The 22,355-nt window shown below is 41.1% G+C and carries 33 protein-coding genes; 9 read left to right on the top strand and 24 right to left on the bottom strand.

The window, feature by feature from the left end:
• The first annotated feature begins 64 nt into the window (after positions 1-64).
• Positions 65-295 carry a hypothetical protein gene (locus AR335_RS06635; RefSeq protein WP_062233415.1) on the top strand — a complete coding sequence of 77 codons (231 nt, stop codon included), beginning with the start codon at positions 65-67 and terminating at the stop codon, positions 293-295.
• Here AR335_RS06635 and AR335_RS06630 read toward each other — a convergent pair.
• The 6 genes from AR335_RS06630 to AR335_RS06610 all read right to left on the bottom strand — a co-directional run bounded on the left by AR335_RS06630 (position 290) and on the right by AR335_RS06610 (position 2,775).
• Positions 290-817, bottom strand: coding sequence for a hypothetical protein (locus tag AR335_RS06630; protein WP_062233412.1), 528 nt, complete (start codon positions 815-817; stop codon positions 290-292). The two genes, AR335_RS06635 and AR335_RS06630, sit on opposite strands and share 6 nt — an antisense overlap.
• A 60-nt stretch (positions 818-877) precedes the next feature.
• Entirely contained in the window at positions 878-1,066 is a 189-nt protein-coding gene (locus AR335_RS06625) for a hypothetical protein (protein WP_156418881.1), read from the bottom strand.
• 259 nt (positions 1,067-1,325) lie between these two features.
• Positions 1,326-1,499, bottom strand: a complete 174-nt coding sequence (locus tag AR335_RS23735) for a hypothetical protein (RefSeq protein WP_156316338.1) — start codon at positions 1,497-1,499, stop codon at positions 1,326-1,328.
• Between the two features lie 19 nt (positions 1,500-1,518).
• Positions 1,519-1,923 (bottom strand): type VII toxin-antitoxin system HepT family RNase toxin, encoded by a 405-nt coding sequence (hepT, locus tag AR335_RS06620; RefSeq protein ID WP_062233404.1) that lies wholly within the window; start codon positions 1,921-1,923, stop codon positions 1,519-1,521.
• Entirely contained in the window at positions 1,898-2,320 is a 423-nt protein-coding gene (gene mntA / locus AR335_RS06615; protein ID WP_062233401.1) for a type VII toxin-antitoxin system MntA family adenylyltransferase antitoxin, read from the bottom strand. Before mntA ends, hepT begins: the two co-directional genes overlap by 26 nt.
• Positions 2,321-2,379: 59 nt before the next feature.
• Positions 2,380-2,775 carry an MFS transporter gene (locus AR335_RS06610; protein ID WP_062233398.1) on the bottom strand — a complete coding sequence of 132 codons (396 nt, stop codon included), beginning with the start codon at positions 2,773-2,775 and terminating at the stop codon, positions 2,380-2,382.
• A 573-nt stretch (positions 2,776-3,348) separates the two neighbouring features.
• On the opposite strand from AR335_RS06610, the gene AR335_RS06600 reads away from it, so the two are divergent.
• Positions 3,349-4,443, top strand: coding sequence for an L-dopachrome tautomerase-related protein (locus tag AR335_RS06600; RefSeq protein ID WP_062233390.1), 1,095 nt, complete (start codon positions 3,349-3,351; stop codon positions 4,441-4,443).
• Positions 4,444-4,489: 46 nt separating this feature from the next.
• Here the strand turns inward: AR335_RS06600 and AR335_RS06595 are convergent, their stop codons facing one another.
• From AR335_RS06595 to AR335_RS25440, 7 genes are all read right to left on the bottom strand, one after another.
• Complete coding sequence (locus tag AR335_RS06595) at positions 4,490-4,789, bottom strand: spore coat protein (RefSeq protein ID WP_062233387.1); 300 nt, start codon at positions 4,787-4,789, stop codon at positions 4,490-4,492.
• Positions 4,790-4,791: 2 nt separating this feature from the next.
• Complete coding sequence (locus tag AR335_RS06590; RefSeq protein ID WP_062233384.1) at positions 4,792-5,001, bottom strand: hypothetical protein; 210 nt, start codon at positions 4,999-5,001, stop codon at positions 4,792-4,794.
• Between the two features lie 17 nt (positions 5,002-5,018).
• Positions 5,019-6,155, bottom strand: a complete 1,137-nt coding sequence (locus AR335_RS06585) for a zinc-dependent alcohol dehydrogenase (RefSeq protein ID WP_062233380.1) — start codon at positions 6,153-6,155, stop codon at positions 5,019-5,021.
• Between the two features lie 18 nt (positions 6,156-6,173).
• Entirely contained in the window at positions 6,174-6,542 is a 369-nt protein-coding gene (locus AR335_RS06580) for a spore coat protein (protein ID WP_062233367.1), read from the bottom strand.
• On the bottom strand, positions 6,539-6,808 hold the full coding sequence (locus AR335_RS06575) for a hypothetical protein (protein WP_062233364.1): 270 nt from the start codon (positions 6,806-6,808) through the stop codon (positions 6,539-6,541). The genes AR335_RS06580 and AR335_RS06575 overlap by 4 nt, the downstream gene beginning before the upstream one ends.
• A gap of 717 nt (positions 6,809-7,525) precedes the next feature.
• The gene (locus tag AR335_RS25445) at positions 7,526-7,876 is read right to left on the bottom strand and encodes an FAD-dependent oxidoreductase (RefSeq protein ID WP_062233361.1); all 351 of its coding nucleotides are present in this window, start codon (positions 7,874-7,876) and stop codon (positions 7,526-7,528) included.
• Complete coding sequence (locus AR335_RS25440; protein WP_369795824.1) at positions 7,854-8,054, bottom strand: FAD-dependent oxidoreductase; 201 nt, start codon at positions 8,052-8,054, stop codon at positions 7,854-7,856. Before AR335_RS25440 ends, AR335_RS25445 begins: the two co-directional genes overlap by 23 nt.
• A gap of 612 nt (positions 8,055-8,666) precedes the next feature.
• Between AR335_RS25440 and map the strand changes: the two genes are divergently transcribed.
• The gene (gene map, locus AR335_RS06565; protein WP_062233358.1) at positions 8,667-9,413 is read left to right on the top strand and encodes a type I methionyl aminopeptidase; all 747 of its coding nucleotides are present in this window, start codon (positions 8,667-8,669) and stop codon (positions 9,411-9,413) included.
• 71 nt (positions 9,414-9,484) lie between these two features.
• Here the strand turns inward: map and AR335_RS06560 are convergent, their stop codons facing one another.
• The 5 genes from AR335_RS06560 to AR335_RS06545 form a co-directional block, all read right to left on the bottom strand.
• Positions 9,485-10,297, bottom strand: a complete 813-nt coding sequence (locus AR335_RS06560; protein WP_062233355.1) for an alpha/beta fold hydrolase — start codon at positions 10,295-10,297, stop codon at positions 9,485-9,487.
• Between the two features lie 142 nt (positions 10,298-10,439).
• Positions 10,440-10,841: an alpha/beta fold hydrolase gene (locus AR335_RS25135; RefSeq protein ID WP_255357547.1), complete on the bottom strand. Its 402-nt coding sequence runs from the start codon at positions 10,839-10,841 to the stop codon at positions 10,440-10,442.
• On the bottom strand, positions 10,841-11,095 hold the full coding sequence (locus tag AR335_RS25130; protein ID WP_255357546.1) for an alpha/beta fold hydrolase: 255 nt from the start codon (positions 11,093-11,095) through the stop codon (positions 10,841-10,843). The genes AR335_RS25135 and AR335_RS25130 overlap by 1 nt, the downstream gene beginning before the upstream one ends.
• A gap of 177 nt (positions 11,096-11,272) precedes the next feature.
• On the bottom strand, positions 11,273-11,860 hold the full coding sequence (locus tag AR335_RS06550) for a TetR/AcrR family transcriptional regulator (protein WP_062233352.1): 588 nt from the start codon (positions 11,858-11,860) through the stop codon (positions 11,273-11,275).
• A gap of 451 nt (positions 11,861-12,311) precedes the next feature.
• Positions 12,312-13,481, bottom strand: coding sequence for a glycosyl hydrolase family 18 protein (locus AR335_RS06545; RefSeq protein WP_062236920.1), 1,170 nt, complete (start codon positions 13,479-13,481; stop codon positions 12,312-12,314).
• A gap of 205 nt (positions 13,482-13,686) precedes the next feature.
• On the opposite strand from AR335_RS06545, the gene AR335_RS06540 reads away from it, so the two are divergent.
• On the top strand, positions 13,687-14,592 hold the full coding sequence (locus tag AR335_RS06540; protein WP_053357377.1) for a DMT family transporter: 906 nt from the start codon (positions 13,687-13,689) through the stop codon (positions 14,590-14,592).
• Positions 14,593-14,653: 61 nt separating this feature from the next.
• Here AR335_RS06540 and AR335_RS06535 read toward each other — a convergent pair whose 3' ends face one another.
• Positions 14,654-14,971 (bottom strand): c-type cytochrome, encoded by a 318-nt coding sequence (locus AR335_RS06535; RefSeq protein WP_062233349.1) that lies wholly within the window; start codon positions 14,969-14,971, stop codon positions 14,654-14,656.
• A gap of 167 nt (positions 14,972-15,138) precedes the next feature.
• On the opposite strand from AR335_RS06535, the gene AR335_RS06530 reads away from it, so the two are divergent.
• Complete coding sequence (locus AR335_RS06530; RefSeq protein ID WP_062233346.1) at positions 15,139-16,107, top strand: quinone oxidoreductase family protein; 969 nt, start codon at positions 15,139-15,141, stop codon at positions 16,105-16,107.
• Positions 16,108-16,150: 43 nt separating this feature from the next.
• Here the strand turns inward: AR335_RS06530 and AR335_RS06525 are convergent, their stop codons facing one another.
• Positions 16,151-16,618: a hypothetical protein gene (locus AR335_RS06525; protein WP_062233342.1), complete on the bottom strand. Its 468-nt coding sequence runs from the start codon at positions 16,616-16,618 to the stop codon at positions 16,151-16,153.
• Positions 16,619-17,281: 663 nt separating this feature from the next.
• On the opposite strand from AR335_RS06525, the gene AR335_RS24660 reads away from it, so the two are divergent.
• Positions 17,282-17,668, top strand: a complete 387-nt coding sequence (locus AR335_RS24660) for a hypothetical protein (RefSeq protein WP_199805061.1) — start codon at positions 17,282-17,284, stop codon at positions 17,666-17,668.
• Positions 17,669-17,789: 121 nt separating this feature from the next.
• Positions 17,790-17,936, top strand: coding sequence for a hypothetical protein (locus tag AR335_RS23725; protein WP_156418878.1), 147 nt, complete (start codon positions 17,790-17,792; stop codon positions 17,934-17,936).
• A gap of 73 nt (positions 17,937-18,009) precedes the next feature.
• On the opposite strand, the gene AR335_RS06520 is transcribed toward AR335_RS23725, so the two are convergent.
• The 4 genes from AR335_RS06520 to AR335_RS06505 form a co-directional block, all read right to left on the bottom strand.
• Positions 18,010-18,315, bottom strand: coding sequence for an ArsR/SmtB family transcription factor (locus tag AR335_RS06520; protein WP_062233339.1), 306 nt, complete (start codon positions 18,313-18,315; stop codon positions 18,010-18,012).
• 86 nt (positions 18,316-18,401) lie between these two features.
• Complete coding sequence (locus AR335_RS06515) at positions 18,402-19,181, bottom strand: SDR family NAD(P)-dependent oxidoreductase (RefSeq protein ID WP_062233336.1); 780 nt, start codon at positions 19,179-19,181, stop codon at positions 18,402-18,404.
• 187 nt (positions 19,182-19,368) lie between these two features.
• Complete coding sequence (locus AR335_RS06510) at positions 19,369-20,454, bottom strand: polysaccharide deacetylase family protein (protein ID WP_062233333.1); 1,086 nt, start codon at positions 20,452-20,454, stop codon at positions 19,369-19,371.
• A 131-nt stretch (positions 20,455-20,585) separates the two neighbouring features.
• The gene (locus AR335_RS06505; protein WP_053357370.1) at positions 20,586-20,855 is read right to left on the bottom strand and encodes a hypothetical protein; all 270 of its coding nucleotides are present in this window, start codon (positions 20,853-20,855) and stop codon (positions 20,586-20,588) included.
• A 139-nt stretch (positions 20,856-20,994) separates the two neighbouring features.
• Between AR335_RS06505 and AR335_RS25435 the strand changes: the two genes are divergently transcribed.
• Together AR335_RS25435 and AR335_RS06500 are read left to right on the top strand one after the other, a co-directional pair.
• The gene (locus tag AR335_RS25435; RefSeq protein ID WP_082683385.1) at positions 20,995-21,222 is read left to right on the top strand and encodes a CotD family spore coat protein; all 228 of its coding nucleotides are present in this window, start codon (positions 20,995-20,997) and stop codon (positions 21,220-21,222) included.
• Between the two features lie 241 nt (positions 21,223-21,463).
• Positions 21,464-22,309, top strand: a complete 846-nt coding sequence (locus tag AR335_RS06500) for a YitT family protein (RefSeq protein WP_053357369.1) — start codon at positions 21,464-21,466, stop codon at positions 22,307-22,309.
• Positions 22,310-22,355 lie beyond the last annotated feature (46 nt).

The following is a 22,355-nucleotide window of genomic DNA, read 5'->3' as shown; positions in this document are numbered from 1 at the left end:
TTTTTGGTGTTTACGCTAAATCATTCCGGGTATACACTATAAAAACAATAGAGCGGGGATTGATATGATAAGAAAACCAGAGGAATATAGACATGAACTCATTGCAGGTAATAAGAAGATTTTTTCAGGAACTGGTGAACAACTTTTGTTATTGCTTTCTAATAATAAACCCATTATATCAATCGGTGACACAATTAAACTGCACGGAAATAAATTTTTAGTAAGGCGAGGTAAGTTTATAAATAAAAAAAATCAAAAAAATCTTATTAGGTATTATTTAGAAACAGCCTTATAAAAATTGTTTCCTTTTGCCGAAATATGAAAGTATCGTGGGATATGGTTTGAAGGAGAGGTACAAACTGCTTCGGGCAAAAATGAAATGATTGTGCCGCTCAGTCCGTCTGAGCGATATGGGTCCAGCTCCCAAATCCGGAGATGGAACTGACGAAATGGTAGTTTCCTGCGGGATCGATCCGGGCAGTTCGCCCTCACCAGTATAGGCATTGTAGAAGAGCACGCTACCGTTAGAGGTTCCGGTGATATGCGTCCAGCGTCCGAATCCGGAGATGGAACCGACATAACGGTAGTTTCCGCCGGGGTCAAGTGTTGCAGTCGCTGCCTCCCCTATATTGGCATTGTAGAAAAAGAGTGTACCGTTGGCGGATCCGACTACGTGGGTCCTTGTTCCAAGTCCAGAAATTTGACTGACGTAATTATAGATTCCGTCGGCGTCAATCGTGGCGGTTGCTGCAACCCCATTAATGGCATTGTAAAAAAAGAGAGGTGTGTCAAGTGCACGTTTAATCATTTGTCTCAAGTCGGGGCGGCTTCCTATCCGAGGCAAGCGCGAAGTTATCCTTACCTGGGGTGAACCTGTTCATCGGAGCAATCTTCTCGCTCTCGCTGGAATCAACGGGTTTCTCCCACGAGACCGCAGGACACCTTGCAGGCAAGCCAAATCGCCTACCACCATGGCAGCAGCGCTAGTAGTGCCGGCAAAAACATTGGTGTACCATTCGAGCTCATTCGTGCCGTCCTGGAGATCCCCATAACCTGTCGTTGTCACCTCACGGCCCCACCCTTGAGCATCAAATAATTTCCCATAATTCGAGAAATACAGGCGCATCCTATTTCCCAGCCATGATTCATGCCGTGGGTTCCTGGGGGTGGTGCACCAGCTCCCACGAGAATGCTCTCATCCTTAAGTTCTAAGAATTCGTGTTCATTAACTTTTGTTAACCATGGTCTAGTTTAACTCCTTCACATAAAGCTAATAATCTATGCGTAAAATTCAATTTTTACGAAACTTTATTTACATAATAAAATTATTTAGCACTAATTGATTGTACGGGTACTTTTACATATTCGAATTGGGAAGGGTAGAGCGCTTCTAGATCTAAGATTGCTGTTTCAGCAGCTTTCTCGCCCTTAAAAATGGTTTCAATAGTAAAGGCTTCCATATTCGTATTTACGTGGAACACACGAATTTTATAGTCCATATAAAAACCTCCAATATCATTAGGTTTGAAGTATTTGTTTTGTAAACTCTTTAAAATCACCAAGGTGTTTTTCAATAATTTGTTTTAAGATCTCAATATTAATGGATTGATAGTCATGGACAGCGATATTTCTAAAACCAACCATTGCTTTTAGCCTTTTGGCCAGAATTTCATTTATGATGGCATTCTCCTGTAGCAAATCAAAAGCGTCTCTACTTGATTGTGGGAGTCCAAGGCGTTTATCCGCAATGATATGCATCGCCAGGTCTATGGAAGCTTCGCATGCACGTTGAACATTTAATATCATGGAATCTTGTTTTGTGTAATCCTTAAGATTCTCGGTATTGTTGTCATAAACTTGGTTGATCCTATTTATACAACGTTCAATCACATTTATTTTATTTAGAATCACGTCGTTTTTCATAAATGGACCCTCTTTCATCAATTTTGTTTAAAATACTTTTCCGTTCTTCATTTAACTTGGCATACATGCTTAAAGCGGTCATTTGTAAGTTCTTATATAAGTTGTCGTCAACACAATAAATTAACCGACCAGTTGAGTAGATCTGAGCTTTGAAAACGGTTGATGCTGCACTAATGTCCACTAAATCAACATCTACTTTGATTAAGTCCGCTAGTTCTTGAGCGAAAAGAAAAAGATCATAGGTATTAAATGATATTTGTGAAGAATAGAAAGCAATATCAATATCGCTTTCTTTATGTACGGAATCTTTCGCATGGGATCCAAACACAATAATAAATGTTGGATCAATTTTATTTATTAGGAAATCCTGGATGATTTGAAACATATCTGGTTTCATTTACACACACTCCCTAATATTTATGTCTACATTATACCAAACGTTTATTAATAAGTATTTTACGAAAAGTTAATAAAACTCACCATTAATATAAAACCGACTGCTGTCAGACGCTTTTCAGGCGGAAACATCTCTGCCGCATAAACGAAAGAGATCGGAGCAAAAGCTGCTGCAATCAATCCTTCAAGCACCCGGAGCATCACTAATCCTGAAAAATGATCAATAAATCCAATGATAAAAGAAACAATCGCTAACGCACTAATGCTGCCGGCAAGAAAAATTTTACGGCCATACATATCAGAAAATGGTCCATAAAGCAGGCATCCGATCGCGTAGCATAACGAAAACGCACTGCCAATCCAGGCCGCCTGATTGGCCGTTATATGAAAAGTGCCTGTAAATACTGTGGTCAGCGGGATGGTTACATGCTCGAAACAATGACCAACCCACTCCACAGTAAAATAAGAGTCATGATTGAATATTTCTTTTCCACTAAAAATCTCCTTTACTTTCCACTGAACGCTGGCAAAATACCGGCAATGACATGGTCCACCTGCTCGGAAATAAAGAGCTCATCCGGTGTTTGTTTATAAATGAGGATACGAAAATAGATCGGATCGATAAGCATATCGAGCAGAATATCGATGTTTACTTCGGCTTCAATCCCGAGGCTGAATAATGGCCTCGTTCAGTCTCTCCCTGTCAATTAACGTTTGTATGTAAACAAGCGAAAAAGAAGCACCGTTGTTTGTTTGCCTCTGTACGATTTTCAGCATCATCCATTTTCGCTGTTACATTTTTTAATAATTCAAGCGTCACAGCTTCATGCGTAATCCTGTTCTTCTCTTCATTTTTATTTTTTTGATTGGCTGCTGTCCTTTTCTTTTTACGGAATATCAATACAAATGTTCAGGTGAATAGATTTTAACAAAAAAAAAAGCAAGTGCTCCGCCCATGTGCTTTGCCATGCACAAGAAAAACTGCCGGTCATATATAGGTATATCGGTTCAAATCGGATGAGGGAGATGATGAAATTTATGCTGCCTATGGAAAAATATTTCGGTAAGTTTGAACTCGTTCATTCATTTTATGGGGCTATGCCTACAGGAGTTACCGTGTCAGAAACCGGGCGTATTTTCGTTTGCTTTCCGAAATGGGGAGATGACGTGAAATTTACGGTGGCGGAAATTGCCGGGGGTCAATTGCAGCCTTATCCAAATTTAGAAACAAATTTGACCAACCCGGCAAACGTTGCGATGTCATTTATCAGTGTCCAAAGTGTAGTGGCTGATGGAAGGGGAACACTTTGGGTATTGGATACAGCAGCACCCAATTTTTCGGAACCGATTAAAGGGGGAGCAAAACTCGTCGCTGTTGATTTAAAAACAAATACAATCAGAAATGTATATACCTTTACAGAAGAAGTCATCCTGCCAACCACATATTTGAATGATGTTCGCTTTGATTTTCGCGTAGGAAAAGCCGGTTATGCCTATATCACAGATTCATCCTCCAAAGGTCCAGGAGCGATCATTGTTGTGGATTTAGAAACCGGAAACGCATTCAGACGGTTAAGTGGAACCCCACCTACATCACCCGATCACTATTTCTTGCCAAAAGTAGAAGGTAAAATACTGATGAACCGCAATAAAGACGGCTCCATTTCTCCCTTTCGACTGGCGTCTGATGGTATCGCGATTTCTGTGGATGGAAAGACATTATTTTTTTGTCCATTAACGAGCCGTCATCTGTTCTCCATTTCAACAGAAGCCCTGAGAGACAGAACGATACCGGAGAAGGACTTACCTTCCCGGGTGGAGTATTGGGGAGAAAAAGGGGCATCTGACGGAATGATTACCGGAGCAAAAGGAAACGTCTATGCAGGGGATTATGAAAACAACAGCATACGAAAGATCATGCCGAACGGAAACATGGAAACCATTGCACATGACCCGAGGCTGTTATGGCCGGATACGTTTTCGATTGGCCCGGATCAATACTTATATGTGATTGTGAACCAATTACACCGGCAGGCCAGGTTTCATTATGGAAGGGACCTGCGAGAAAAGCCGTATAGTTTGCTTCGCATGAACATAGATGAATTCCCTGCTCCTGCATTCTGACAATAAATAAGGAACAGTTTATTCGTAAACTGTTCCTTTACATGATCTATAGTGTTGGCAAATCCAAAGCTGTCTTCATATTTGTCAAGTTCAAATGGATTTGCTCGTTTGTATCCCAAGCGTGATACCATCCTTTTTCCACTATATAACCGGAAACTTGTTCATGCATCTCAATGGCTTCCTCCAAATGCCGAGTTAACATTTCTTTGATTTCAGGTGTTCCGGCTTCCGTAACAGCCATGGCGTAATTTCTAACTCCACTTTTTGCCGCAATCAATAAATCCATCGCAACAATCCGGTCGGAAAGGGCATCCATTCCTGTTAAGTTCTCAATGATTGAATTCAATTTTACTCAGCTCCTAACGATTGCTTTGCATTAGATAAAACAGAGGTATATTCGTTTAACTGGCTGGTGGAAAGATCAATGTCTTGCTGCATAATTTCTTTTAGCCTTGGGTCACTAACCAGTGCTTTCATTGTTTTAGACTTGGTTAAACAATTTGTTTTAAAAGCGGCCATTTCTTGAACCTCAAGAACTTCGTGTAGGGCATAGTTCATTTTTCATTCCTCCTTCCTCAAGGCTTCAAGACGACTTTTATACAATCATCCGTTTTGGTGTCAAAAATCTCATAGCCACGCTTGGCTTCACTGAGCGGAAGGACATGGCTGACCACATCTCCCGGATCAATCTTTCCTGTAGAAACCAGTTCAAACATATAAGGCATATAGTGAATAACAGGTGCTTGTCCGGAGCGAATATTTACATTGCGGTTCATAATATCTCCAAATGGGAAACCGTTATATTTTCCCCCATAAACGCCGGTCACCTGGATATTGCCACCTTTTCGGACGGCCTGGGTCGCCATGATAAATGCACCAAATGCACCACTCTGAAGTTTTAATCCGCTGGCAAGAAACTCCATATCGGTCATTTTTCCGTCCATCCCAACAGCATCAATGACTACATCGGCACCGCCCTTGGTGATTTCCTTCAAGTATTCTCCACAATTTTTATGATCCTCAAAGTTCACAATTTCAACTTTGTTTGTCCGTTTCGCATGCTGCAAGCGATAATTCACATAATCGACTGCGATCACCCGCTTCGCCCCTTTTAGCCAGCAAAACTTTTGTGCAAAAAGTCCCACGGGACCACATCCCAAAACGATAACGGTGTCCCCGTCCTTTACCCCCGCATTATCAACACTCCAAAAACCAGTGGTCATCGCATCCGCAATAACCGCTAACTTTTCATCAGGTTCCTCGCAGGTCTCCGGGATTTTAAAATGAGTAAAGTTGGCAAAAGGGACTCTCAAATATTCCGCTTGCCCGCCTGGATAACCGCCAGTTGTTCCGGAATATCCGAAATAGGCTCCCATATCTCCATTATCATTTGAATTGTCGCATTGACTTTCCAAATGGTCTTTACAGTAACGGCATTCACCGCATGCGATGTTAAATGGAATGATTACGCGGTCTCCCTTTTTTAGTTTTGTCACTTCAGGACCAACCTCTTCAACGATTCCCATCGGTTCATGTCCAATGACATAGTTCTCTTGCAGGTTAGGGATCATGCCATGAATTAAATGCAAATCAGAACCACATATCGCTGTACTGGTCACTTTGATAATCATGTCATCTGGTTTTTCAATCTTAGGGTCTGGCACTTCTTTCACAACAACATTTTTTATCCCTTGGTACGTTACCGCCTTCATACTATATAACCTCCAGTGTTAATGTTCATCAGGTGTCCGATCAAACATGCCCTTTCGATTGGTCTCAATGGGAAACAGGTTCATTTTGCCAATCTTAATCGTATTGTTGGCCGAAAGCTGATCCAATTGATACTGTTCCGTTAGTTCGTAAGGATGGAACCATTTTTTCTTGATCATCAACTCAGATATTTCCTGATGCATCGCAATGCCCTGCATCAATTGTTTTCTTAATGCGGCACGAACATCAGGTGATGCGGATTCGGTTAATGCTACAGCTATGTTGCGAACGCCTTCTTTGGCACGAAGAAGAAAGTCCATTGCAAAGGTGGTGTCTGCTAGTTCAGGCATATGCAGCGAGTTTATCGGGTCCAAATAATCATTATTCAATGAATGGTTCCTTCCTTTCCATTAATGATGGGGGTTGGGCGATTTTGAGGAACAGGAGCTTGAAAAGGTGCTCGTTCATAGAGGGATTGCAATTCAGTAAGATCCTGTATCGATTGTTCAACATCTTTTTTCATTAAATTCCTAAGATCATCATCAAAAACCAATCCTTGCATTAATTTAGACTTGGCGATACAAAGCGTTTTAAAGTTAAAGGCCTCATGTAAGTCCAAAGACTCGTGGGCAGCTAATAATTTCTGTTGATCCATTTTGATTCCCCTCCTTTTTATCCTAAATACAATGGTATTGTTCCAAACATAGAATGAAGTATGCTTTACAATATTTCTTACAAAAACCAATTACTTACAAGGGTAGAACCACGAAAGGCAAGCAGAATAAATCATCAGCAAATTCAAAGCTCTGTTATCCTTAATAATTTATAGGACGGTATAAAGCTGTAGCTTATAAATGGTTACCTTAATGGAATTCTAATTTTTTATTCTATATTCCAAAATCCCATTAAAAAGGAATGGACTTTTTTTAGCATGTTTTTTAATCATTTTCAAAAAAGAAAAATCCCGGGAAACTTAAAATTAAAAGTACTCCTAACGTACTTAGAACTAGAAAACCGATGCCCCCCATCAAAAATAACGCTTTTGGATAAATAAATGCCACAATTAATCCTATAAGTAAGAGCCATATTATCGACTTGAGAGTTACTTTGAGAAATTTCCAGATAATATAACCAAAGCTCTCCCCCCTTCAGTACATTCTCACCCGAAAAAAACCTTCACTACATAACGGAAGGAAAATGCGGAAGCCTCGTACGAACAAACCACGTATTTGTTATACATAACGTTTTATTTACATTTTATAAGATTAAACGGTGTTATCCCCCACGATATCAACCACAGGGGCTTTAATTCTATTGTTTTATAGAAGTTTCTGTTATTAGGTAACTTTTCTGAGAGTGAACATCTAAAGTTTTATACTAAAACCATCCCATCTTCAACGAGCTGTTTTTGAAGCTCTTTAATATCAATGTTTGATGGAGTTGTTCCGTTGGTATGGGTCATTGCAGCTGCTGTTCCAGCCGCCTGCCCAACAGCCATTGCACTTGGAGTTAACCGGGTTGTGGCAAGTGCTTCATGAGAAGTTGACATACAGCGTCCTGCTACAAGTAAATTTTCGATCTTCTTAGGAACAAGGCATCCATAAGGAATGTCGAACGAACCGTCCCCTTCTATCCATGAGATTCCATTTCCGCTTGGAGCATGGATATCAATTGGATAACCGCTTTTTGCAATAACGTCGTCAAACTTTCGTCCGGCTGCCACATTCCTCTTTTGTTAATACATAGTTCCCCTCAATTCTGCGAGATTCACGAATTCCAATTTGGGCACCAGTGCTCGATATAGAAGCGTTTTCAAAACCAGGAATTGAATTTTTGAGAAAATCAGCCACCATTAACACTTGCTTGCGGCCTTCAAATTCGGCCTTTGTTAAATCCTCAATTTTTGTGCTATCCAGATCCTGAGGATGCGGGGAGTGGATTTGAAAAAAGTCAAAATAATCGGATTCAATATATACAGATCAACCGTTGTGTCCCTCGTTTAGTCGGATTTCACTAAAAGAGAAATCTTTTTTTATTATTTTTTGATTTCAACCGATGAATATTTGAGTTATTCATAGTAGCCTACTTTTATGTACTTTCATCAGTTCATTGCAAAAATAAACGGCCGTGAAATCGCGTGGTTATGAGGTTTTTGACAAATAAAAAATGGGTACCAATTGTCAAATCACCCATAGGATAAAAATACGGAGAGAACCGACGAAAATGGAAGATGAGGCCCCTTCCGGAAAACGTGCTTTTTCCCTCTCTTTGGCACAAAGCAAAACCCTGAATTTAGGCTGATTTGGCCAAATTCAGGGTTTTGCTTGTTCACTTGCTCCCGTGAACTGCCTTTATGTTAACTAGGTGCTAATTTTACCTTTTTGTTGAACTAACCGGGCAGTTTAGTTGAATAAGAATAGATGGTATATTTAATGCAAAAAGATAAAGTGAGGCAAATATGGAAATAGGAAAAAAGAAAAAATATAAATATTTAAAAATGGAGGGTGCTGAAGATGACAGTTGAAGGTATTGATGATATTAACGGTCTCAAAGAAATTGGAAAGATCGTTGCGTTGACAATAAGTGAAATGAAACGTCAGACACGTGTCGGCATGACAACCCAGGAATTAGATGATATTGGGGGACGGTTATTAAGAAAGTATGGGGCGGTTTCTGCACCCAATTTGACTTATAACTTTCCCGGCAATACATGCATTAGTATTAACCAAGAAGTTGCTCACGGAATACCGGGAGATCGGAAGATTCATGGAGGTGACTTAATCAATATTGATGTTTCCGCTGAACTCCGAGGTTATTTTGCTGATGCAGGACACTCTTTTCAAATGCCTCTATACAACCCTTCCGTGACGCGCCTTTGCCAACATACACACAACACTATGATGAAGGTGATCTCTTCTCTTAAAGCTGGTGTAAAAGTGAATGAAATCGGGAGAATTATTCAAAGGGAAGCCCGAAAAAGCGGCTATAAGGTCATCATGAATCTGTGCAGTCATGGCATTGGAAAATCCCTGCACGAAGCACCTGTAGAAATTTTACCTTTTTATAGCAAGGATGATAAACGTGTGTTGGAGGAAGGTACTGTTATTACTATTGAGCCTTTCTTGTCAACTGGTGCAGAATATGTCATTGAAAGTCCGGATGGATGGACTGTAAGGCTACCTAATAAGGGTTTTTGTGCACAGTACGAGCACACAATAATTATTACAAGAGATCAACCGATCATTACAACGATTGCTTAGTGATTATTTTCAGTTGATATAGATTTCTTCCTTATAAATATTGGAATTTTTACTATTTTTTAAATTAATTATCATTTTAAACCTTTAATAAATGTTAAAAGGTCATTATTTAGCCGGTCTGAATGTGTGATGTATAGTCCATGCGGGGCATCTTTATACAAAATAAACCGGTTCTTGGGTAACAGCATTGCTGATTTTTGACCGGAGATTTCTACCGGGATTGATCGATCTTTATCACCGTGGATAATGAGTATAGGTACGGTAATGGACCGCATCTCCTCGCGAAAATCCGTTTCGATGATAATCTTATTACACTCAATCACTGCTTTTAGCGATGTCTGCAACATATCCCACCGGGTCCAGTCACCCATTGCGCAAGTATCAGCACGATTGAAGTACGGCAATTCATTCTGAATCAACCAAGTCGGGAAATCCCGTTTCCAAGTGTCTCGCACCATGTCAGCAACTTCCTTGGGCACTCCGTTCGGGTTATCCTCTGTTTTCATCAAAAAAGGCACAATGGCAGCGACAAGCACGGCACGCTCCACCCGATCGCTGCCATGACGTGTTAGATATCGAATCACTTCACCACCACCCATAGAATGACATACAAGCGTGACATTTCGAAGATTCAAGTATTCAATCAGTGCAGCGAGATCGTCTGCCAGGGTATCGAAGTCGTATCCGTTCCCCGAGTCATCGGAACGCCCATGACCGCGTCTGTCATATGCTATACACCTCAAGCCCTGATCTGCTAAAAAAATCCTCTGATAATCCCACATTCTAGAACTTAGTGACCATCCAGAAACAAAAACTACCGGATCGCCTGTACCCCAATCTTGGTAAAACAGTTGCAAACGGTCTTTGGTTTCGAAAAATGGCATCGCCAATCCCTCACTCATATTATAGATTTTTTTAAGATCAAAAAATCAGGACTGTGATCATGAGATTATTTCACTTTAAGTATAAAGATCTATATTTTCTTTTTAACACATAGGAATTAGGAAATCGAAAGCATCCGAAGCCTCATGTATTGAGAAACCTTCTTACGGCAGCTAAGAAGGCTGGTAAATAATCATCGTGAACATAGTGTCCCGCACCCTCTATCATCACCAATTCGCAATTCGGGATAAGCTCAGAAACTTCTTGCAATTTGTTTTGAGGAGTTTTACTAGATCCACCACCTATAATAAGAGTCGGCATGGTAATGTCGGTAAGACGTGTCCACCATTCGGGTTCATTGTGTTGCCCTAGTATCGAGGGAATAACCAGCCAATCAAACGGTAGAGAATGAGACGGCCTGGAAGGAATTTCTTTTGGTTTATCTTCAAAAGGAGGAATAATGTCTTCAACAATCAAACGTTCTATTCTTGACGGATATGTTTCTGCGAATTGGTAGGATACTATTCCCCCCATTGAATGACCCATTAGTGTAAACTGCCCCAAAATGAAGCAAGTCCTCGTACATGAGTTGTATTAGATCTCGCACTCCCACCGTGCCCCCGTTGATCTAAAGCTAAGACGTGGTATTTTTCTCCTAATACAGCCGCCGTTTTATCCCATGATTCTGAGCTTTCTCCTAACGCGTGAAGTGCAATAAGCGGCGGTGCTGAAGGTTTTCCACTCTCTCGATATTGAAAAGTGAGTCCATTCAATTCAATTTCATGTACCTTTGTTTCCATCTCGCTCATCTCCTAGGGTGGGCTTCGCCATTTGAAACCCGACTTATTTCATTTTCATACCTGCATATTTCATCGAAGGTGTGAGTATTGCCTGCGATCTCAAACAACCTGGCAACAAAGACCTTTTAAATTAAGAAGGGTTCATCTATTTTATAGTTAATATTTTCACTTACCTTTTTAGGCGGAACAAAATTCTTGAATGATTTGTTTTTTTATTTCTTCTATCGGAAACTCTTGTGGATAGGTAGATATCATGAACATAATACCTTGTAGGACGGATGAAAAATATAACGACCGTTTCCTCGGCTGCTTTACTCCCAGCCTTTCAAACATTTTACATTGTACTTCAAACATTCTAGCGTTTTCTTTAATAAGTAGTTTACTGTATTTAATCAACTCTTCGTCTGCCTCGGGCTGAGTTTGTAGGTGCAGATAGAATCGATGGACTTCTGGACTTTGATGGATATTATCAATCGCTCCTTCGATAATGTGTTTAAGTTGCTCACTAGGTGTCTCGCGAGCGGCTGCTCCTTCCATTACTTCGATCACTTCCCTGATTCTAGCCTCGACCATTTCAGAAAGCAGCTCTTCTTTTCCTTTATAATAATTGTATAGTAACCCTTTAGAAATGCCCGCTTGTTTAGCTACATCGTTAATAGAGGTTGCATAATATCCCTGTTTAATAAATAACTCCATAGCGGCAGCACGAATCTTTTGTTTTGAAAGTTGGCGAATACGATCATTCTCTTCAGATGTTCGCGGCATTTTAACTTCAATCCTCCATAAAAGCAGTGCTTTCTTCATATAAATGTTCAAATATGTTAGTGTCAACATAAGTTCAGCATAATCTATTTTACTTAAACACCCAGATATTCTTTACCATTAATGTCTTAATGAATACACACCACGACCTCCATTATTTAACATAATTTACAGCATTATTTTATTATTGAATGAACGGTTAGTCAATGGTCCTTTTCTTCCTTTCCTGGTCTATATCGATTTCAATCGATTTTTTTCTTGTTCACAAAAGGCCTTTACCGTAGATTAATGCCAATATTTTTTACCATTACCTAAAGAGAGATCAGCTTCAGGTATTTTCCCTCGTTCATAATACAAGTTCTCTCCTGCGAAAAAGCTTTTTTGTCCATTTTAATTAGATAAAAAAGAGACCCTATCCGGTGAACTGCCGGCTAATAGAATCTCCCTGCATTTTTTATTTTGCATTTCTTACGTTAAATTGATCTTCAAGCATGCTCCAGTTATGAGGGAACGGTTCACCAAGAACCCAATAGGCAATTCCACGAAGGTTATAATATTTTACCTGATTGAATTTTGCTTGAGCGCTTTCTTCGTTCTCAAACCAAACCACGTGTTTTTTACCTTTGTCATCTGTGTAGTTAAAATATGGAGAATGAGCTTTGTTGTCGTATTTAATGTCTGCGCCTTCCTTGATGGCAAGTTCCGTGGCTTCCTGAGGAGCGATCCGTTTGGCGAAAGGATTGCCCTTCTTATATGGAAGTATCCAATCATAACCATATAACGGAGCGCCCATAACGATTTTTTTGCGCGGGATGACCGAGGCAGCATAATCGATAACTTTGCGAACTTGCGGAACAGGAGAAACAGCCATCGGCGGACCTCCAGACCAACCCCATTCGTACGTCATTAAAATAACAAAGTCCGCAAGCTCCCCATGTCTTTTATAATCATGGGCACCGTGCCACGGTCCTGACTGTTCATCACTCGTTTTAGGTGCAAGCGCCGTTGAAGTGATAAATCCTTCCTTTTTCACTCTTGGCAAAATCGTTTCAAGGAATCCGTTGTATAAATCTCTGTCTTTAGCGTGGATGTGTTCAAAATCGATGTTGAGTGCTTTGTATCCTTTTGTTTTCATCGTTTGGATAACGTTTTTGATTAATCGCTCGGATACCGTTTTGTCCGTAAAGATTTTATGTGCTACGTCAGGAGAGAAATTCCCTTCTGTAAAATTGGTCAGCACAAGCATCGGAACGGCCCCTTGTTTCCTTGTAGCAGCCAGTGCCTGATCATCCTTGATGCCGATTAAATTACCGTCAGCTTTTACACGATAGCTGAAAAAAGCAACATATGATAAATGCCTGCCCACATCTTTAACTTCTTTGACAGCAGCCCGTTGGTCAACAGGCTCTAAAAAACCAATGGTCGTGATTTTTGTTTTTTTATGAGTGGTCTGTGACGGTGTTATATCTTTTTGTTTGCTGCCATTGTATTTTACTTGCTGCAGCCTTGGGTGTTCTTTCCCTGTCTTGTCTGCATCAGCAGCACCTTGTTCTTGCCCCTTTATACTGCCGCAGCCTGCCAGGGTCAGCGTTAGGGCAAATGTTATTGCGAGAATTTTCTTCAAAGGTGTACCTCCTTTTTTCCTTATGCTTCCTTTCTGAAAAGGCGGATATACGAAGTTGGAGGGAGCAATTTTTGGAAGGGGGCCAGCAAGTCCGGACAATCATACCTCTTCTTTGTTTTTCAGCCGATTCTATACAGGGTCTTCAAAAATAGGTTGAATTGCGATACGCTTGAAAAAAGATGAGGAGAAACGAGGTGGGCAATGAATGAAATGGCCCTATATATGGATTGCAAGCGGTGCGGCTCTATGGGGAACAATAGGTATATTCATTAAGGAACTGTCTTCATTAGGGTTTACCCCGATTCAGATTGTAGTATTGCGTGCATTAGGAGCGGCCATTGCGTTTATCATCATCACGCTTTTTACGGACCGCTCACTGCTAAGGATAAAATTAAGAGATACTCATTATTTTATTGGGACCGGCTTGCTCAGTATCGCGTTTTTTAACTGGTGCTATTTTAAAGCGATGGAAGAAATGTCTCTGTCCGTTGCAGCCGTCTTGTTGTATACAGCACCTGCATTTGTACTGATCTTGTCGCGTATCTTTTTCAATGACTTGATCACAGGAAAGAAATTAACAGCTCTTGGTGTCACGTTCCTCGGCTGTCTGTTCGTTGTCGGTTACATGCCATCTGCTAAGGCAGGCATTACTTTGTCCGGGCTTCTTACGGGTTTAGGAGCTGGACTGGGTTATTCTTTGTACAGTATTTTTGGCAAAGCCGCATCTGCTAAATACCATACACTTACGATTACGACATTTACTTTTATTTTTGCAGGTCTGGCTCTGTTTCCTGTTAGCGGGCTGGCCTCATCCATACATTTACTCGAGAATGGAAAAGCATTCCTTTATATTTCAGGACTTGGAATTATTCCGACTGTCTTCGCCTATATCCTTTACACCGTAGGACTCCGACAGGTTGAACCGAGCCGGGCTGCCATCGTTTCAACCATTGAGCCCGTTGTTGCTACACTCACCGGGTTCTTCCTTTTCAAGGAAGAACTGACTCTCTTGCAGACCATCGGTATTCTGCTGGTTATCTCAGCTGCAGTTCTTGTACAGGACAAAAAAACATCGGCATCCCTTCATCAGAAGACCACCAACGTTTCATGAAAAAAGGCATAAAAAAGAGGCAGGATCCATTCCATTGAATGAATTCAGCCTTTTTTTTCCTTTATTTTTTCTTGGCCAGCCATTGAGCAACGTTCTCCGCTTCCTTGCCCTGGATTAATCCAGCAGGCATACCTCCACCTCCGTTTCTAATCTGCTTTAATATTTCCGCCTTGGTATGTTCTTTTCCGATGTCTTTCAAAGCCGGCCCCGTACCGCCTTCAAGATTGTTGCCGTGGCAGCTGGCGCAGTTTTGTTTAAACGTTTTCTCCGCAGAAGCGGTATCCATTGAGCCTCCTTTTCCTCCTCCGCTGTCCCCGCCTGAGGAGCAGGCTGTTAGAGCCAGAACGATTCCTAAAACGAACGTAATCTTTTTTATCATGCAAATGACCTCCCAAGTAAAATAGATAAATATTCCATTACAACCACAGTTTCCACAACATTTAACGATTTAAACCTTTTTCCTGTTTAATTATCTTTTCTAGTGAAACTTCTCCATTTTGTTTACAATGATAGTATGACTACTACTTGAAATGAGGAATACAAACGATGAAGGCTTTAACATTTAATGAATTTGGGGGACCGGATGTCTTACAATATCAGGACGTTCCGAATCCAGTGCTGCAAAAGAATGAAATACTTGTTCGCATGAAAGCGATCGGACTTAACTTTGCGGATGTGTACCGGAGGAAAGGGAACTATCACTTGAAGGGCACCCCTCCGTATATTGCCGGTTATGAAGGCGCTGGAATCGTGGAAAGGATCGGAGAAGGGGTAAATGGGGTGATGCCTGGAGATAGAGTGGCCTTTGCCGATGTACCGTATGCTAATGCTGAACTTGTCGCTGTACCGGAGGATCACCTGATTCCTTTGCCTGATGACATTTCATTTGAAACCGCGTCCTCTCTGCTGCTGCAAGGCTTAACGGCTCAATACCTGACTCGTGACAGCTATCCCGTAAAACCCGGAACACTTCTTGTTGTCCATGCTGCGGCAGGCGGTGTAGGCCAGCTTCTCATCCAGATTTCCAAGGCACTGGGCGGAACGGTAATTGGGCTGACATCTTCTGAGGCGAAGAAAGAAGCTGCTTTGTCCGCTGGAGCCGATCATGTTTTTCTTTATGATGAAGCCTGGAAGCGTAAAGTAAAAGAAGTTTCTCCTGAAAATAAAGGAGCAGATGTAATTTATGATTCTGTAGGCAGTACCCTTAAGGATAGCTTTGAAGTGGTAAGAATCGGCGGAACGGCTGTATTTTATGGAATGGCAGGCGGAGATCCGCTGCCGGTTGATCCACGAATGCTGATGGACACTTCAAAAACACTGACAGGCGGTGATCTCTGGAATGTTATCACCTCCCATTCAGAAAGGGTGTCCAGGTCTCATCAGTTGTTTGATATGATTCGTTCGGGCTCTGTTAAGATACCAGAAACCACTTCATTTAAGCTTGAAGATGGTAAAGAAGCCCACCGTTTTCTGGAAAGCCGGAAAAGCACAGGAAAACTCCTGCTTATTCCTTAAATGTAAAAGCGAGTGGATCAATTTCGTTGATTCCACTCGCTTTTTAATATTTATATAAAAGATTCAATGCCTTCATCCGTTCTTTCGTCATGGATAGCAGCAATTGATTATTGAGTGTCTTTGCCATTTTGTAAGTTAGTCTTAGAAACTTTTCCAATCCTGATTTATATCCTTTCGTAAAAGCCAGTTCATCACATCTCGTTTCTGAATGCAGATCAATCTTCCCTTCCAAAACAGGATATTGCGAATGGCCGATCTCATGCCAAATGATAGCTTGCTTTATGTCCTGATCTTTGCAGAACAGCGAATAATCGTACACTACAATAAACCGGTCAAACTCGGGATCCAAGGAGGAAAAACACAATGTTAAAATTCTATTATCAATATTCCAAAGGCGGAGCCACTGTTCATTTTCCAGGCCAAAGGTCCTCATGATCTCTTGTTTATCCTCTATAATCGCTATACGCTCATGATATGTTTCTTCATTTAAAACTTCACATAAACAGATCACAGCCATTTCTCCTTTTCCCTATCATTTCACCTCTCTCATTTAACTTATGTGACAACCTCTTTAAGTATTCTGCGAGATTTTTTTCACACAGCAAAAAAGCATATTCTTCTCAGAATATGCTTTTTACTACTCTACCCTTTTGCAGCTGCTCTACTTTTTTGCGACAGGCAGCAAGATGGTTACTGTTGTTCCTTCATTAATTTTACTCGAGAATGTAATGGTTCCTTTAAAATCAACCTTAACTAAATTTATAAGATTTCTCTCTATTTTCCATCCATCATAGCATAATCTCTCTTTTACATAAATTGTCTTTATTCCTATTTTTTTAAAAAAGTGCTTAACAGCGCCTTTTTTTCGTAAAAGAGGTTCTTGTCCCTTTCTAGCAACACACGAAATGAATACAGTATCTCGAAAGGGGTGAAATAAATGCCAAGAAGAAGTGAATCCCAGCGCAGGAGAAGTGAATCCTCCCGCAGAAGACGTGAATCCTCAAGAAGAAGTGGATCCCAGCGCAGGAGAAGTGAATCCTCAAGAAGAAGTCGACGAAGCGAGTCCAGCTCATTAATAATGAGATTTGAATCATCTTCAAGCAGTTCCAGCAGCTCTAGCAGCTCTAGCTCCAGCTCTAGCTCCAGCTCTAGCTCCAGCAGCAGTTCATTTAGAATGCCGTTTTCTGTACAGATGCCTGTACAAGGTGCTCAACAAAACCGGAACCGCAACCAGCGGCCGATCCAGGTCGTCCAGAACTGTAACTGCGGACGACAGTCCAATGAAAACCCAGTGATGGGTGCAATGGATAATAACCAGCAGCCTTCTCTAGCACGGCCTAGATGCCGTCGATTCTGCCAAAACGTGTGCCGTTCCTTGTTTGGAAGGGACAGAGAACAGTGTATTGCAGATTGTTTGGCGTGCCGCGGCAACCAGGGCAATACCAAGGGCCGCATGGACGACAATGATGATTGCAGTTGGAGGTCTTCCGGTCCAAGAGGCGATGTATTTAGTGTCCAAAGTGATATGAATGACGGACATTATTGGGATTATGAAGACTAAGGTCCAAGTGCTCCCATAATGAAAGACCCCTTGTCTCATAGTGGACAGGGGGTCCTTTACATATTCGGGATAAAACGTTATACACTAGGGAACTCTTTTATTAGAGATGGAGGTGGATGAAATGAAACAGTTTGATTTGGCGCAATTAACGAGTGAGCAAAAAGCTAAATTGGATCATATGGAGAAAGAACTGGATGTCGTACTCATTGCTTGGGACAAGCAGGGTAATACAGACAGCACACAGCAAAGCAATAATTTTGATATCTAAAAAACCCTTCAGCGAAGGGTTTTTCTTACGTTCTGTTCTTATTAATGCAAAAAAAAAGGATCTTAAGCGAGGGCTAAAGATCACATGTACTCTCCACGGTATGAATCAGCTGCTTCAATAAGCCGATGGAAGGCTCAAGTGCCAATGAATAGAAGCGCTGTGTTCCTTTTTGCTCAATCGTCACCAGCTGTATGTCCCTCAAAATCTTCAAATGGTGAGAAATAGCCGGTCTTGATAAAGTAGAATGCTCTGTAATTTCATTGACCGTCAGCCGGTCATGCTGAGCAAGCAATAAAATAATATCTTGTCTTGCGGGATCACTTAATGCCTGCAAGAGCGGAATACAGGAACGAAAAACATCTATAGCCTGCTGTCCCATATTCATCCCCCTCTGCGTCTATTTGTTTAATCTCATAAACCTATATATGCTCATGATAGATAACTTCGTGTTCTTTTTCAAGTGGATCATGATTTTCCCTGGACATTTCTCACAGTTGCCGTTACCCACTTCCTCGGTATAAACCGGATGGAGTTAGCGAGCAGCCTGTTTTTAAAACCAGGGATCACGATGGATTTTCCTTTCATTAATCCTTCATAGCCAATGCTTGCTACACGTTCTACTTCCATTACGCCGCTCTTAAAGAGCTTTGACTGTCCCAGATTTGCACGTGATTCAAAACCTGTTTTCGTTGGACCTGGACATAATGCCGTAACGGTCACTCCCATGCCCTTCATTTCATTTTCGAGAGCTTCTGAAAATGACAGAACATAGGCTTTTGTTGCATAATATACAGCCATTAAAGGTCCTGGCTGAAAAGCGGCCGTTGAAGCAACATTTAAAATTTTCCCATTCTCCCTCTCCTTCATTCCCGGGAGGAATAATTTAGTCAGGGTTGTGAGTGCTTTTATATTAATGTCGATCATGGATAATTCATCCTGTAGATCCGTCTCCGTAAATTCTCCAAATAAGCCATATCCAGCGTTATTCACTAAAAAGTCGACTGTGATCTGCTGTCGCTGCAGTTCTTGAAATAATGCTTCTGCCTCACTGTACTTAGACAAGTCCTTTACATGTACAGTGCATTGAACGTGAAATTGGACTTCCAGTTCCTGTTTGAGGATTTGCAGTCTTCGCTCGTTCCTCGCCACTAGCACCACATTATAGCCATCTCTTGCAAAACGCTTTGCAAGTTCTAATCCTATACCAGAAGAGGCTCCGGTAATCAAAGCCGTTTGCTGTCTCATACTGATCTACCTGCCTTTACGTTATATTTAACGAGTATGTCCAAACGTTCAAGATATCAAACGTTTAAACTTTTAAACATATTGTAATTAAGATATCTCACCGTGTCAAGGAAGCGAAAATAAAATTGGTGCCAGGCACCGCGGTTACACAAGTGTGTAAAGGCGGTGCCTGGCACCAATTCTTAAATTATTTGCAATGGAAAGTGACTGGCTGCATGTCAGGTTCAATTCGTTTGAACTGGTAGCCATTTTTCTGAAGATATTCCAGAAGCTTCGGCAGGCTCTCCAATGTTTCTTTCCGTTCGTGCATAAGAATTACGATAGGCTCTTTCCGATTAGCTATTTTCTTTAGTTGGTTTATGGAATTCTCCACATATTTCGGGCTTCGAAACGACCAGTCCATACTGTCGATCGTCCAATCCCACAGCTGGTAACCATGGTCTTTTACCGCTTTCTGATAAGGAGGTTTCATATAAGGAGCGCTGCCATATGGAGTCCGGATGAGGACCGTTTTTTTGCCTGTCACCTTTTGCAGCGCTGCATTATCTTGATCCATCTCCTGGACCACGGTTTCTTTTGTTCGGTAAATCTTTTTTGGATCGTGGGTAACACCATGAAGCCCAAGAGCATGGCCTTCTTGATCCATCCGTTTAACCGCTTCCGGAAATCTTAAAATATTTGGTTCCAGCATAAAGAACGTTGCTTTGGCATTATAGCTGCTGAGCACGTCCATGAGGCCTCCGGATACATTGGATGGACCATCATCAAACGTTAAATAGACCGTTTTCGGCTCGGCGGCACCTACTTTTTGTGGTGGTATTGATTTATGTATAGCAGGGTGCGAAATAGCTTGGGTTGGTTCTTTGTTCTTATTCTTAGGTGATTTTTGAACAGATTTGACTGCTGGTTGATGTTTTGCTGCAACCTTGTTTTTTTCTTTTGGTGATTGCTCTGAAGCGGATGGCTGGGAAGATGGCTGCCTGGTTGTTTTCTTTTCCACCTCTGCAATCGAACTGGATGCTTTCACTTTTTTCAGGCTCTTATTCTCATTTGCCGATTTTTGTTGTGATGTATGGGATGCCGAAGTTTTTGGCGAATAGGATTTCTTCTGAGTTTCTTCTTTATGATACTGCCCAACAACGGCGGTTGCCTTTATTTCATTGACATGCCATGTTCCAAAAATCACAAACAAAGTAAATAATGACAAAACTAATACAACCGCAGCTTCTCTTTTGCCTGCCCTATTTCTTGCTTCCCCTAAAGATCCTCTCACGCTCCATCACCTTATCTTTACATAACTTTTATACTCTCTCAGTATAAAGGTTTTTTTGTAAGAAAAGGTAAAAAAATAGAATAATTTACGAAAATAGTAAGAACTTCCTCAATGAATGACAGATTATGCATCTAGTCCTTTTTCACTTGGTCTGCCTGCGGTTCATCAATGGGAAGAAAAGACAAAACTTCTTTTACGATAGCATTGATCTTGCCGTCTATAAAAGATGAACCATACTTCTTTTTCGCCTTCTCGATCTCCTCTTGCACTCCCTTTTCAAAATTGATCAAAGGGATATCTTCTTCCGCTTCATTATAGAGATCAATCATGGCTTCAAGCCCTTCCTGCATGCTGTCGATGGCATCGCTGTAGAGTTTTCTGCTTTTTTTATTAAGCTTCATATTATCACCTGTTCTCATTATTTCCTTTTTTTTATACCTAAATCATTTCTTATAGTCATCTACCCTGTCCGTTTCCGGCAAAATTTCATAAATTGAAAAGTGAAGTAATTGTTAATCTCAAACAAAGGAGAGATCGTTAATGTATTACGGTTATGGCTGTCATCGTCCGCATGTCGTTGTTCACCCTACACAGTGCTGTGTTCAGCAGTATTATCACACTGAAGAGGTTATTCACGTCCATCCTGTTCAGATTCAGCATGTGAATCACATGCTGTACCAGCATGTCCATGAGTATCCTGTCTCTGAATATCAAACCTGCCAAGAGCATCACCAAAACATTTCATGCGGCGCACCTCCTTGCTGCTGATCACATTTAAGGCCTGTGTAACCAAATGTTAATGGTATACAGGCTTTTTTACATAAAACATAAACAAAGACGAACAAATGTTGAAACTCCTTTAAAGCCATGGTATATTGATTTCTTGTATAAGCAGGGCTTGCAGCCCTACAGGCCTGCAAGCCCTGCTAAAATGGACGCAAAAATAAAGCCAGCCCTTGTGGTTGGTTTATTTGAATGAATTTTTATTGTCAATGAAAGGGGGATTAAAATGAAAAGCTATTTGAAAGAGTTGATCCTGATTATTATTGGCTCATTCTTTTTCGCGCTTGGTGTAAACTGTTTCGCTATCCCAAATGAACTGGGAGAAGGCGGAGTTACCGGTATTTCTATGATCTTGTATTATCTCTTCTCCTGGTCGCCAAGCTATACGAACTTTATTATGAACGGCATTCTTTTGATTATAGGGTACAAGCTCCTTAACAAAAGAGTGACATTGTATACAATTTTCTGCATTGTTTTCACCTCGGTTTTCCTTCATATGACAGAAGGATTAGGAACACCTGTTAAGGATACAATTCTTGGTACCGTGTTTGCCGGTATTTTCATCGGAATTGGTTTAGGACTTGTTCTTCGTTCTGGCGGAACGACTGGAGGATCGACCATTTTGGCGCGAATGGCAAATCAGTATTTGGGCTGGAGCATCAGTGGGGCCATGCTGGGATTTGACCTGTTGGTCGTGCTCAGTTCCTATTTTGTTATCGGAGCTCAAAACACCATGTACACCGTTATTTCTATCTATATCTCTACAAAAGTCCTCGATTACATTATTGAAGGCTTTGATACCCGAAAAGCTGTCACGATTATCTCTCAGCATGCCGAGGAGATCTCCAAAAAGGTAAACGACGACATGGACAGAGGTGTAACGGTGTTTTCCGCCCATGGCAGCTATACGAAGGAATCGAAAGAAATTTTATATGTAGTCATTAATAAACAGGAATTATTTGAACTGAAAAAAATCGTACATCGCATAGACGAAAAAGCATTTGTGGTCATCCATGATGTTCGGGATGTTTTCGGGGAAGGATTCACATTTCCTAAGACAGAGGTCTCCTGACTCAAGTCTGCATGCTAAAAAAGGTCTGCCGTTACGCCCAAGTGGT

The organism is Fictibacillus sp. FJAT-27399 (assembly GCF_001510655.1).
GTDB lineage: Bacteria > Bacillota > Bacilli > Bacillales > Fictibacillaceae > Fictibacillus_C > Fictibacillus_C marinisediminis.
This window is presented reverse-complemented; position numbering and strand designations above follow the sequence as displayed.

Coding starts and splice junctions, on each gene's coding strand:
- AR335_RS23725 (WP_156418878.1), top strand. CDS start 17,790: ATGAAACAGTTTGATTTGGCGCAATTAACGAGTGAGCAAAAAGCTAAA.
- AR335_RS06600 (WP_062233390.1), top strand. CDS start 3,349: ATGAAATTTATGCTGCCTATGGAAAAATATTTCGGTAAGTTTGAACTC.
- AR335_RS25130 (WP_255357546.1), bottom strand. CDS start 11,095: ATGGAAACAAAGGTACATGAAATTGAATTGAATGGACTCACTTTTCAA.
- AR335_RS06530 (WP_062233346.1), top strand. CDS start 15,139: ATGAAGGCTTTAACATTTAATGAATTTGGGGGACCGGATGTCTTACAA.
- AR335_RS23735 (WP_156316338.1), bottom strand. CDS start 1,499: ATGGACTATAAAATTCGTGTGTTCCACGTAAATACGAATATGGAAGCC.
- AR335_RS06515 (WP_062233336.1), bottom strand. CDS start 19,181: ATGAGACAGCAAACGGCTTTGATTACCGGAGCCTCTTCTGGTATAGGA.
- map (WP_062233358.1), top strand. CDS start 8,667: ATGACAGTTGAAGGTATTGATGATATTAACGGTCTCAAAGAAATTGGA.
- AR335_RS06550 (WP_062233352.1), bottom strand. CDS start 11,860: ATGCCGCGAACATCTGAAGAGAATGATCGTATTCGCCAACTTTCAAAA.
- AR335_RS06535 (WP_062233349.1), bottom strand. CDS start 14,971: ATGATAAAAAAGATTACGTTCGTTTTAGGAATCGTTCTGGCTCTAACA.
- AR335_RS06575 (WP_062233364.1), bottom strand. CDS start 6,808: ATGGATCAACAGAAATTATTAGCTGCCCACGAGTCTTTGGACTTACAT.
- AR335_RS25135 (WP_255357547.1), bottom strand. CDS start 10,841: ATGGGTCATTCAATGGGGGGAATAGTATCCTACCAATTCGCAGAAACA.
- AR335_RS06560 (WP_062233355.1), bottom strand. CDS start 10,297: ATGCCATTTTTCGAAACCAAAGACCGTTTGCAACTGTTTTACCAAGAT.
- hepT (WP_062233404.1), bottom strand. CDS start 1,923: ATGAAAAACGACGTGATTCTAAATAAAATAAATGTGATTGAACGTTGT.
- AR335_RS25435 (WP_082683385.1), top strand. CDS start 20,995: ATGTATTACGGTTATGGCTGTCATCGTCCGCATGTCGTTGTTCACCCT.
- AR335_RS06520 (WP_062233339.1), bottom strand. CDS start 18,315: ATGGGACAGCAGGCTATAGATGTTTTTCGTTCCTGTATTCCGCTCTTG.
- mntA (WP_062233401.1), bottom strand. CDS start 2,320: ATGAAACCAGATATGTTTCAAATCATCCAGGATTTCCTAATAAATAAA.
- AR335_RS06635 (WP_062233415.1), top strand. CDS start 65: ATGATAAGAAAACCAGAGGAATATAGACATGAACTCATTGCAGGTAAT.
- AR335_RS06500 (WP_053357369.1), top strand. CDS start 21,464: ATGAAAAGCTATTTGAAAGAGTTGATCCTGATTATTATTGGCTCATTC.
- AR335_RS06540 (WP_053357377.1), top strand. CDS start 13,687: ATGAAATGGCCCTATATATGGATTGCAAGCGGTGCGGCTCTATGGGGA.
- AR335_RS06505 (WP_053357370.1), bottom strand. CDS start 20,855: ATGAAGCTTAATAAAAAAAGCAGAAAACTCTACAGCGATGCCATCGAC.
- AR335_RS06585 (WP_062233380.1), bottom strand. CDS start 6,155: ATGAAGGCGGTAACGTACCAAGGGATAAAAAATGTTGTTGTGAAAGAA.
- AR335_RS24660 (WP_199805061.1), top strand. CDS start 17,282: ATGCCGTTTTCTGTACAGATGCCTGTACAAGGTGCTCAACAAAACCGG.
- AR335_RS06590 (WP_062233384.1), bottom strand. CDS start 5,001: ATGAACTATGCCCTACACGAAGTTCTTGAGGTTCAAGAAATGGCCGCT.